Annotated in this window: 9 protein-coding genes; 5 read left to right on the forward strand and 4 right to left on the reverse strand. The window is 32.8% G+C overall.

The window, feature by feature from the left end; translation table 11 throughout:
- Positions 1 to 3 precede the first annotated feature (3 nt).
- From gldG to DNC80_RS14510, 4 genes are all read right to left on the reverse strand, one after another.
- Positions 4 to 1,689 (reverse strand): gliding motility-associated ABC transporter substrate-binding protein GldG, encoded by a 1,686-nt coding sequence (gene gldG, locus DNC80_RS14495; protein WP_182651826.1) that lies wholly within the window; start codon positions 1,687 to 1,689, stop codon positions 4 to 6.
- A complete protein-coding gene (gene gldF, locus DNC80_RS14500; RefSeq protein ID WP_182651827.1) occupies positions 1,689 to 2,414 on the reverse strand; it encodes a gliding motility-associated ABC transporter permease subunit GldF in 726 nt (241 codons plus the stop codon). The genes gldG and gldF overlap by 1 nt, the downstream gene beginning before the upstream one ends.
- Before the next feature lie 85 nt (positions 2,415 to 2,499).
- Positions 2,500 to 2,796: a putative quinol monooxygenase gene (locus DNC80_RS14505; RefSeq protein WP_158729162.1), complete on the reverse strand. Its 297-nt coding sequence runs from the start codon at positions 2,794 to 2,796 to the stop codon at positions 2,500 to 2,502.
- A gap of 18 nt (positions 2,797 to 2,814) precedes the next feature.
- Positions 2,815 to 3,642, reverse strand: coding sequence for an S-adenosyl-l-methionine hydroxide adenosyltransferase family protein (locus DNC80_RS14510; RefSeq protein WP_182651828.1), 828 nt, complete (start codon positions 3,640 to 3,642; stop codon positions 2,815 to 2,817).
- Positions 3,643 to 3,765: 123 nt separating this feature from the next.
- Here DNC80_RS14510 and DNC80_RS14515 point away from each other — a divergent pair, with 123 nt between their 5' ends.
- The 5 genes from DNC80_RS14515 to DNC80_RS14535 all read left to right on the forward strand — a co-directional run bounded on the left by DNC80_RS14515 (position 3,766) and on the right by DNC80_RS14535 (position 9,736).
- Entirely contained in the window at positions 3,766 to 4,281 is a 516-nt protein-coding gene (locus tag DNC80_RS14515) for a hypothetical protein (RefSeq protein WP_182651829.1), read from the forward strand.
- A 21-nt stretch (positions 4,282 to 4,302) separates the two neighbouring features.
- Positions 4,303 to 5,253, forward strand: a complete 951-nt coding sequence (locus tag DNC80_RS14520) for a PhoH family protein (protein WP_086455520.1) — start codon at positions 4,303 to 4,305, stop codon at positions 5,251 to 5,253.
- 221 nt (positions 5,254 to 5,474) lie between these two features.
- Positions 5,475 to 6,308, forward strand: coding sequence for a Cof-type HAD-IIB family hydrolase (locus DNC80_RS14525; RefSeq protein WP_182651830.1), 834 nt, complete (start codon positions 5,475 to 5,477; stop codon positions 6,306 to 6,308).
- A 24-nt stretch (positions 6,309 to 6,332) separates the two neighbouring features.
- Positions 6,333 to 8,681: a prolyl oligopeptidase family serine peptidase gene (locus DNC80_RS14530; protein WP_182651831.1), complete on the forward strand. Its 2,349-nt coding sequence runs from the start codon at positions 6,333 to 6,335 to the stop codon at positions 8,679 to 8,681.
- Between the two features lie 101 nt (positions 8,682 to 8,782).
- Entirely contained in the window at positions 8,783 to 9,736 is a 954-nt protein-coding gene (locus DNC80_RS14535) for a phosphoribosylaminoimidazolesuccinocarboxamide synthase (protein ID WP_182651832.1), read from the forward strand.
- Positions 9,737 to 9,864 lie beyond the last annotated feature (128 nt).

Raw genomic sequence — 9,864 nt, forward strand, 5'->3', positions numbered from 1 at the left:
CATCTATTTACTATATTTTCTTTTTCGAATGAAAGTAAACACAAAACCGAATATCCCTAAAATAAGAATTGGTAACCCGATACTTAGTATTGGGGTACTGCTATAGTTTTCATAAACCTTTTCTTTGTCTAATAAAGGTAAATCTAGATCCTTGCTTCGAATGTTAATAAGTCCATTATCATCTAAGAGGTAATTGACACAGTTTATTAAAAAATCTTTATTGTCATATAAATTTCCTGAACGCTGATCATAACCTAGTTCAACAGGTTGGAAGTTTTTATCCAATTGGTTTTTAATTAGATCTCCATCGGCTACAACGATCATTTTATTTGCATTTCCTTGGTCTAAAAATGTTTTTTGTTCAAAAGGCAATACTCTATTTTTATACATCGATTCAAAACTACCTTCGAGTAATACTGATAAAGGAAGTTTTCCTTTTGCGGCATAATCAGCAGGCGAAGTTTCTTCGGTAACACTTTCTAAATTTACTTCTGATGGCGTTCCTATCTTTTTTGAATATTGCGATGACTGTAGCAGTACTGTCTTTTTGATGCCGTTTTTCAAGGTATCAATAGGATTAGCAAAGTCAAATTTGATACCTCCAAGATTTTTTACAATAGGGTGCACACTTGTAGGATATACTTGTGGTGCAAACTTCCAGTTGAATTCCTGAAATTGAGTTGCACTTCCTTGTTCGCCAGTAGCCAGTTTTATAGGGCTTCCTTGCTCATCTTTTATTAAATCTGGATTAATACGAAAGCCATATTTAAAAAACATATCATTCAAGTTCAAATCTCTTGGGTAGGCTAGGGTTGCTCCCGCAGGATTGTACAAACTATCCATTTCTGCTACAACTTGGTCAATAAGCCATAACGTTTTACCGCCATGCATGATGTATTGATCCAGTACTTGTTTTTCTTGATCGGTAAACGTTTCGGTTGGTTTTGCAATAAGTGCTAGATCATATTCTTTAAGAGATTCTAAACTTTTCAACGGATTTTTAGCCACTGAATCAAGTGTGAAAGGAGCAATAAAGTAACTTTCTCTTACTTGCAATAAAAATTTGGCCATTAAAATATCTTGTAGTTCACCATTCCCTTTGATGACCGCTATTTTTTTCTGTTTTGCTTTGGTAATTTTATTTAAACCTTCGGCAATAGAATATTCCAAATGTTGGATAGATCCTATCACTTTTTGGGTAGTAGAGGCTCCCATGATATTCTTTAGCAAAGGAATGTTGACTTCTTTGTTATCATAAACAGCAATTGCCCATGGGAAAACCATAGCTTGTGACTGTTTTCCTTTGTCATCAACAGTTATGTTTACAGGAGTTAAGCCTTTTCGATACAATTCTTTGATGTTGTCCATGCTTGCGTCCTTGTTTTCCAAAGGATCTACAAATTCAAACACTAAATTAGAATTGTAAGCTTGAAATTCTTCTAAAAGTTGCTTTGTTTCTTGTTGTAAGCGTCTGAATTCTGGAGGTAAATCGCCTTGCATGTATACTTTTATAACCAGCGGATTTTGTACCTGATCAATAATTTTTAATGAGGTAGGGGAAAGTGTGTATCTCTTATCTTTTGTTAAATCAAAACGATGAAAAACGGAACTTCCTATTGCATTAACAACTAATACAACGGCAAGAATAATCAATACTGATTTCAGGTTTTTTTTCTTAGAAGTAGTCATTACGATTTGAAAGATTTTAGATTATAAACAGTAAATGAAAGAAAGACAACGCTAATACTTGTAAAATAAAGAATGTCTCTCGTGTCTAGTACTCCGCGACTCATACTCTTAAAATGATCCTGCATACCCAATGAAGCAATAATTTGTGATAAACTTGGTACCACTGTTGCTATACCTTCGAACCCAAAATAAAAAAAGAAGCAAATAAAAACGGCCAAAATAAAAGCAACAATTTGGTTGTCTGATAATGTAGAGGTGAATATCCCTATCGAAGAATAGGCTGCAATTAGGAACACTAATCCAAAATACGAACCTATTGTGCTTCCCATATCGATATTACCCTCAGGCATTCCTAAATCATAAATTACGGCTACATAAATAAAGGTTGGAATTGTAGCTATTAGAATTAAAAGCAAAGCTCCAAGAAATTTCCCGTTTACAATTTGCCAAATACTTAATGGTTTTGTTAGTAATAATTCTAAGGTTCCTTGTTTTTTCTCATCTGAGAAACTTCGCATGGTTACAGCTGGAATCAGGAAAATTAAAATCCAAGGTGCCAAAGTGAAAAAGGGAGTCAAATCAGCAAAACCAGAATTAAGGATGTTGTATTCTCCTTCAAAAACCCAAAGAAATAATCCGTTAATGATTAAAAAAATGGCAATTACTAAATAACCTATTGGCGAACCGAAAAAGGATTTTATTTCTCGTAAAACTATTGATTTCATTTGTTTTTTTTGTTTAAAGTTTCAAATGTTTAATGTTTAAAGTCCCCAATCCAACAACTTTAAACCTTAAACTTTAAACTATTTTTTACTCTAAAGTAACTAATTTATCTACGCTCCACGCTTCGGGTTTATCGTTGAATAATTTTTTGGTGAAAGTCCACACTTCATAAAATAGTTCAGAATTTCTGTAATTTTCTAAATCGGCCTCGGTTTCCCAATAACTGTAAGTAAAGAAAATGCTTTTGTTGTTTTTATCTTGATACAATTCTAAGAAACGATTTCCAGGCGCATTTCGTATTTTATCTTTCATTAACTCAAAGTTTTCTAAAAATGCCGGAATATGCTCTTCATGAAAACTTAATTTTACAATGCGTACAAACATTAGATTTTGGTTTAAACTTTATATAAATTTTATAATAATAACATCTCTATAATTAAGTCCTAACAAACTACTTGCCGATCCAACTTTTGAAGGATTACTTCTAAAAATAGCAATTTCTAAGTAGCCTGCTTCATTAAAGATAGCTAGTTTTTCACCTTCATAGGATTTAATGGGGTATTTGTCATTTTTTGCAATAGCAGAATAATTTTGCAATATGTTTTTAATATTTTTAGTTTTTAAAACAATTTCATAAGATCTTCCTTGTGCTACTTGATTGAAATATTCTTTGGATATATTAGTAACAACGTTCCCAAAATGATCAATGTAAACCACATGCCCTTTTAACGAATTTCCATCAACAGCTAAAACTGCATTTAAATCTGTTACTTCTTTTAGTGTATCAATGGGAGTGCCTATGGTTTTTAGAGCGCCACCTTTAGCTAAATGACATGCTACGAATACAAATGCGTCAAGGTCAGCAGCATCTTGGTCTAATTGATCATGAATGTCTATGGCTACAATTTCTTGCGGATTTATTTTTTGCGAAAGCATGCTCAAAATACCATTATCAGCAGCAATAAAATAATGATCATTCCACTGAATTGCTACGTGTTGATTTTCTTTATTACGCTCCATATCTACTCCTATAAGGTGTATGCTACCTTTAGGGAAACTGCTGTATGCTGCACTCACACAATAACTGGCCTCTACGGTATTAAAGGGGTCAATTTCATGTGAGATATCAATAATTGTTGCCTCAGCATATTGAGATAAAATTTTTCCCTTCAACGCACCTACAAAGTGGTCTTTCAAGCCGTAATCGGTAGTAAGGGTAATTATTGACATAAATTTGTTTATAACTATTGCTGTTTTGTAAACCTAATTTTCACTAAATTTGAGAAACGCAAAGCTAAAGTATTTTAAGCTTTAAATTAAATAGAAATTTCAATTTGAGTTAAAACAAAACTTATGATCAAACGCATTTTTGTTCTTATTATTTTTTTTAGCACCTTTCAATCATATTCTCAAAAAATAGTTTATGAGTCTAACGGAAATATTTTAGATTCTGAAAGGGAAAAAATCACACCCAATCAAGTAAGAGAATTGTTAAAAGATAATCAACAATTATTAACTGATTACAATATTGGGAGAACAAAGAAAACAGTAGGTAACATATTGCTTATTTCGGGGCCGGTGCTTTTATTTACAGGTACAATGGCTTACGTAATTTCAGGATTTGATCAGGGTATGAATTCAGAATTTGAGGGTAAATCCAATAAAAGTATTCCTATAATAATTATGGGAACAGGTGTTGCAGCTCTTTTAATAACCATTCCTGTCAAAATTGGTTTCTCAAAGAAAATTAAAAATGTAGTGACTGACTATAACAATCAGAACGCTATAGGTAACAAGCAGTTTGAAAGCATCAAAGTAGATTTGATAACCAATTCAAACGGTGTAGGACTTCGATTAACTTTAAAATAAAACAACTAAACATACTATCATTTGAACGAAAGAATAATTGAGCTCATAGACATCGCTCCAAAAGACTTTTGGGGCGCTCAAGACACTCATCTTGAATCCATAAAGAAATATTATCCAAAATTAAAAATCGTTGCAAGAGGAACTACACTCAAGGCTTTTGGTGAAAAGGAAGTTTTAGACGAATTTGAAAAACGATTTCAACGATTGATGCTTCATTTTACGCGTTACAACAACATAGATAATAATGTTATTGAAAGAGTTATTATGGGAGATGCACAAGAAGATCGCAAATTTCAAGGGAGTGACAAAATTTTAGTACATGGTGTGGGGGGCAAAATAATTAAAGCCATGACTCCTAACCAGCAATTGCTAGTTGACACTCTTGAAAAAAACGATATGGTATTTGCAGTAGGTCCAGCAGGAACTGGAAAAACATATACCGGTGTTGCCATGGCTGTGAAAGCGTTGAAAGAAAAACAGGTAAAAAGAATCATTTTGACTAGACCTGCGGTTGAAGCTGGAGAAAATCTAGGTTTCTTACCAGGCGATATGAAAGAAAAACTGGATCCATACATGCAGCCTTTGTATGATGCACTACGAGACATGTTGCCTAATGAAAAATTAGAAGATTATATTTTAAAAGGGATTATTCAAATTGCTCCACTTGCTTTCATGAGGGGTAGAACACTTGATAATGCTTTTGTAATCTTAGATGAAGCTCAAAATACAACACATTCCCAAATGAAAATGTTCTTAACGCGTATGGGTAAAAGTGCCAAGTTTATGATTACAGGTGATCCCGGTCAGGTAGATTTACCAAGGCGAACCATATCTGGACTTAAAGAAGCTTTGTTAGTTTTAAAAGATATTGATGGAATAGGAATTATTTACCTGGATGATAAAGATATTGTACGTCATAGACTGGTTAAGAAAGTTATTGATGCTTACAAAATGATTGAAAATAACGACTAGAACTTTATTTAATATTGAAATCGGGGATCGCAATACAATGTCATCCCCGATTTTTAATTTTAAAGAATATGTCTTTTTTTTTTGAAATAATAGTTTGTTAAAGGTTTTGTAATGAAATTGGCATTTTATTTTAACATAATGCTACAATAAAAAGAGTACGTTCTCTTTTCATTGTCTAAAAAATAGAATAGTTTTGAGGGTATGAATTTTTTAGAAAAAAAATGATTGTAAACCAGAATATTAAAGTTATAGTTAGTGATTTAGATGGGACATTACTCAACTCAAATCATACAATTTCAGATAAAACCATTTCCGTTTTTCAAAAACTTCACCTACATAATTATCTAATCATTGTTGCAACAGGTCGTCATCATCTTGATGCTATGCCAATACTTGATTCACTAGGATTTCCTGTTTATTTGGTCTCATCAAATGGTGCTCGTATTCATTCCCCTGATAAAAAGTTACTTTATTCGTTTGATATAAAAAGTGAACACATTCAGTCAGTACTAAGCATTGACATTGATCCAGATATTACAACAGTTTTATTCAAAGAGGATATTTGGTTTACCAACAAATACAATAAGAAATTAAATGATTTTCAACCTGAAATCATGTATCGTCCTGAACTAGTAAATTTTAATGAATTAGAGGACTATGCCGGGATTAAATTATTGTTTACTCACGACAACCACTCAAAACTACTTGCAGTTAGAGATCAGATTTTAGAAAAACATGAGGGGTTATTCAATCATGCCTTTAGTTTGCCTTTTTGTTTAGAATTCATGGATAAATCAGTAGATAAAAGTGTAGCTATTGCTAAAATTCTTGAACTTGAGAATTTTAGTTTTCAAGAAACGCTAGTCTTTGGGGACGGTTATAATGATGAAAACATGCTACAGGAGGCAGGAATAGGCGTACTTATGGAGAATGCTCCTCAAAGTTTGAAAGAGTTGTTGCCACAACTTGAAATAACAACGACCAATGAGACTGATGGAGTTGCAAATTACATCATTAACAAAATAATTAACTCTAAACTAGAACTGCAACAATAACTACTAAACTTAAATCAAATTGAAATGAATAAAAATGTAATACTGCTTTTTTGCATGCTTTTTTCGGTTACAATTAACAGTCAAACCTTAAAGCTAGAGGAAATCATGAAAGGAAATGCTTTCATTGGTTCTCAACCAGAAAATGAAAGATGGTCAATAGATGGACAAAAAGTATATTTTGATTGGAATCCAAATAATGAACTAGGAAATAGTACGTATTTCTGGAAAAAAGGCATGCCTAAGCCAGAATTAGCACCAGCTGATGAAGCTATTTTCTCAAGATTAGATTTAAGAAAATCGTCAAATCCAGATGTTTATTTTTATCTTGACAAAGGCCGTTTGTATTCGTATTCTGTGAAAAATAAAATTTCTAAAAAGTTGTTTCAGCACAGCAGTCCCATTTCAAATTTGCAAGTAAGTGCAACAGCGGGTTTGTTGTTTTTTAGACAGAATGACAATATTTTTCAATACAACATCAACGAAGGTTCTTTGATTCAGCTCACAAATTTCCGAAAAGGAAAAGCGGATGAGGTTGCTTCTCAAAAAGAAACTTTTTTAAAGACCCAGCAAGAAGAACTGTTCCAATTTGTAAAAGATCAAGAGGCGTTAAAAAAATGGAATGCTGAAAAAGCAAAACTTTCTAAGTCAGATTTCCCAAAACCTTATTTTTATGGAAAAAATACTTTTGGAGGGTTGAAAATGGATCCTAAAGGTAATTATGCCACTTTTAGATTACTAGAAGAAGTAGAGGCAAAAAGAGAAAAAATGGAGGCTTTTATTACTGCAAGTGGCTACAATGATATTGTTGACACTAAAGAAAAAGTTTCTGTAAATAATTTGATTCCTTCAAAGTTTGGTGTTTATAATGTTGCTAAGGACTCCGTTTATTTTATCAATTTTTCTACTCTGAGCCATATTCAAGATGTTCCAAAATATTTTGAATTATACGATAAAAATAAAAAAGCTGAAAAAAAGGACAAATTAATTATTGTTCAAGAGCCGATATATAATGATGATGGTAGCTATGCCATTTCAGAGATTAGAAGTCAAGATAATAAAGACCGTTGGATAGTACGTTTGAATCTTGAAAAAAATACTTTTGAAGAAATAAATTATCAGCATGACGAAGCATGGATTGGTGGTCCTGGAATTCCGTCAAGCTCTTTCGGGAGAGGAACTCTTGGTTTTTTAGCTGATAATGAGACTGTTTATTTCCAATCTGAAGAGACTGGTTATTCTCATTTGTACACCTACAATTTGAAATTAAAACTTAAAACTCAATTGACGCAGGGCAATTGGGAAGTACGATCAGTAGCTTTGGCTAAAGATAGAAAAGCATTTTACCTAACAACTACAACCACACATCCAGGGAACAGAAGTTTTTACAAGCTCGATATTTCAACAAAAAAAATGCAACCTATTTTAACCAATGATGGTGCTCATGAAGTTAGTATATCTCCTGATGAAAGTTCGTTATTAGTTCGCTATTCCTATAAAAACAAACCTTGGGAATTGTACGTGGCAAGTAATAAAACCAATACCTCTTTGGATCAAATTACATCATCATTAACAGAAAGTTTTAAAGCCTATTCTTGGCGTGAACCCGAAGTTATTACGTTTAAAGCTCAAGATGGTACAACGGTTCATGCTAGACTATACAAGCCTCAACAAGCAAATGCTAATAAAGCAGCTATTTTATTTGTACATGGTGCAGGTTATTTGCAAAATGCGCACAATTATTGGAGTAGCTATCATAGAGAGTACATGTTTCACAACATGTTAGTAGATCAAGGATATACGGTTCTTGACATTGATTATAGAGGAAGTGATGGATACGGACGCGATTTTAGAACTGGTATATACCGTTTTATGGGAGGCAAAGATTTATCAGATTACTTGGATGGAAAAAAATTCTTGGTTGAAAATCATGGTATTGATGCTTCAAAAGTGGGTATTTATGGTGGTTCTTATGGTGGTTTTATAACCTTAATGGGGATGTTAACAGCGCCAAAAGAGTTTGCATCAGGTGCAGCACTTAGATCGGTTACAGATTGGGCACACTACAATCATGGCTACACAGGTAATATTTTAAATTTTCCTGAAACAGATCCAGATGCGTACAAAAAAAGTTCTCCAATATATTTTGCGGATAATCTTCAAGGAGATTTATTGATGTTGCACGGAATGGTTGATGACAATGTAGAATATAAAGATATTGTTCGTTTATCTCAGCGTTTTATTGAATTGGGTAAGAAAAAATGGAGTTTAGCTAGTTTTCCCGTTGAAGCACACGGATTCAAAGAAACGTATTCATGGGTTGATGAGTACAGCAGGATATTAGATTTATTCAATCAAACCTTACTCAAAAAATAGTTTTACTGTAATATCAAACAATTGAATGAGGTATTCATTGCTATACTTTATGAAATAGTTTTAAATTTGCAGCTACAATATAAACACACACAACTAAAAAAATGAGCCACACAATTACAACTACAAATTTCAATTTCCCCAATCAAAAAGCAGTTTACCGCGGTAAAGTAAGAGAGGTATACACTATAAATGATGAATTATTGGTTATGGTTGCTACTGATAGACTTTCTGCATTTGATGTGGTTTTACCAAAAGGAATTCCGTACAAAGGTCAAATTTTAAATCAAATTGCTACCCGATTTATGGAACTGACCTCGGATATAGTGCCAAATTGGTTGCTTGATACACCAGATCCAAATGTAGCTGTTGGGAAATTATGTGAGCCATTTAAGGTAGAAATGGTTATTAGAGGTTATTTGTCTGGACATGCGGCACGCGAATATGCTCTTGGTAAAAGAGAAATTTGTGGTGTTTCAATGCCCGATGATTTAAAAGAGAACGATAAATTTCCGGAACCAATAATTACACCTACAACTAAAGCTGATAACGGAGAACACGATGCCGATATTTCAAGAGAAGAAATTTTAAGTAAAGGTATTGTATCTCTAGAGGATTACCTTGTTTTAGAAAAGTATACCAGAGATTTGTATCAAAGAGGAACAGAGATTGCAGCAAGTAGAGGTCTTATATTGGTGGATACCAAATATGAATTTGGTAAAACCAAAGAAGGTAAAATTGTGTTGATTGATGAAATACATACACCAGATTCATCTCGTTATTTTTATGCGGATGGATATCAAGACCGTCAAAATAATGGTACCGAACAAAAACAATTGTCAAAAGAGTTTGTAAGAAGGTGGTTGATAGAAAATGGTTTTCAAGGACTTGAGGGACAACAAATTCCTGAAATGACAGATGAGTATATAGAATCTGTATCTGAAAGGTATATAGAATTGTATGAAAACATTCTAGGTGAAAAGTTTATAAAAGCAGATATCACTAACATTGATGCAAGAATTGAAGCTAATGTAGTAGACTATTTGTCTCGTAAATAACGATCGAAAAGTATAAAATCCGCTATTTTGAATAGCGGATTTTTTTTTTTTCAATATTTTTTATAAAAAATCATTTTTTTTCATACTTAAATTAAGAGTAATGAAATAAAAAAGACCGTAAAATCATG

Source organism: Flavobacterium sp. SOK18b (assembly GCF_014156605.1).
Classification (GTDB): domain Bacteria; phylum Bacteroidota; class Bacteroidia; order Flavobacteriales; family Flavobacteriaceae; genus Flavobacterium; species Flavobacterium tiangeerense.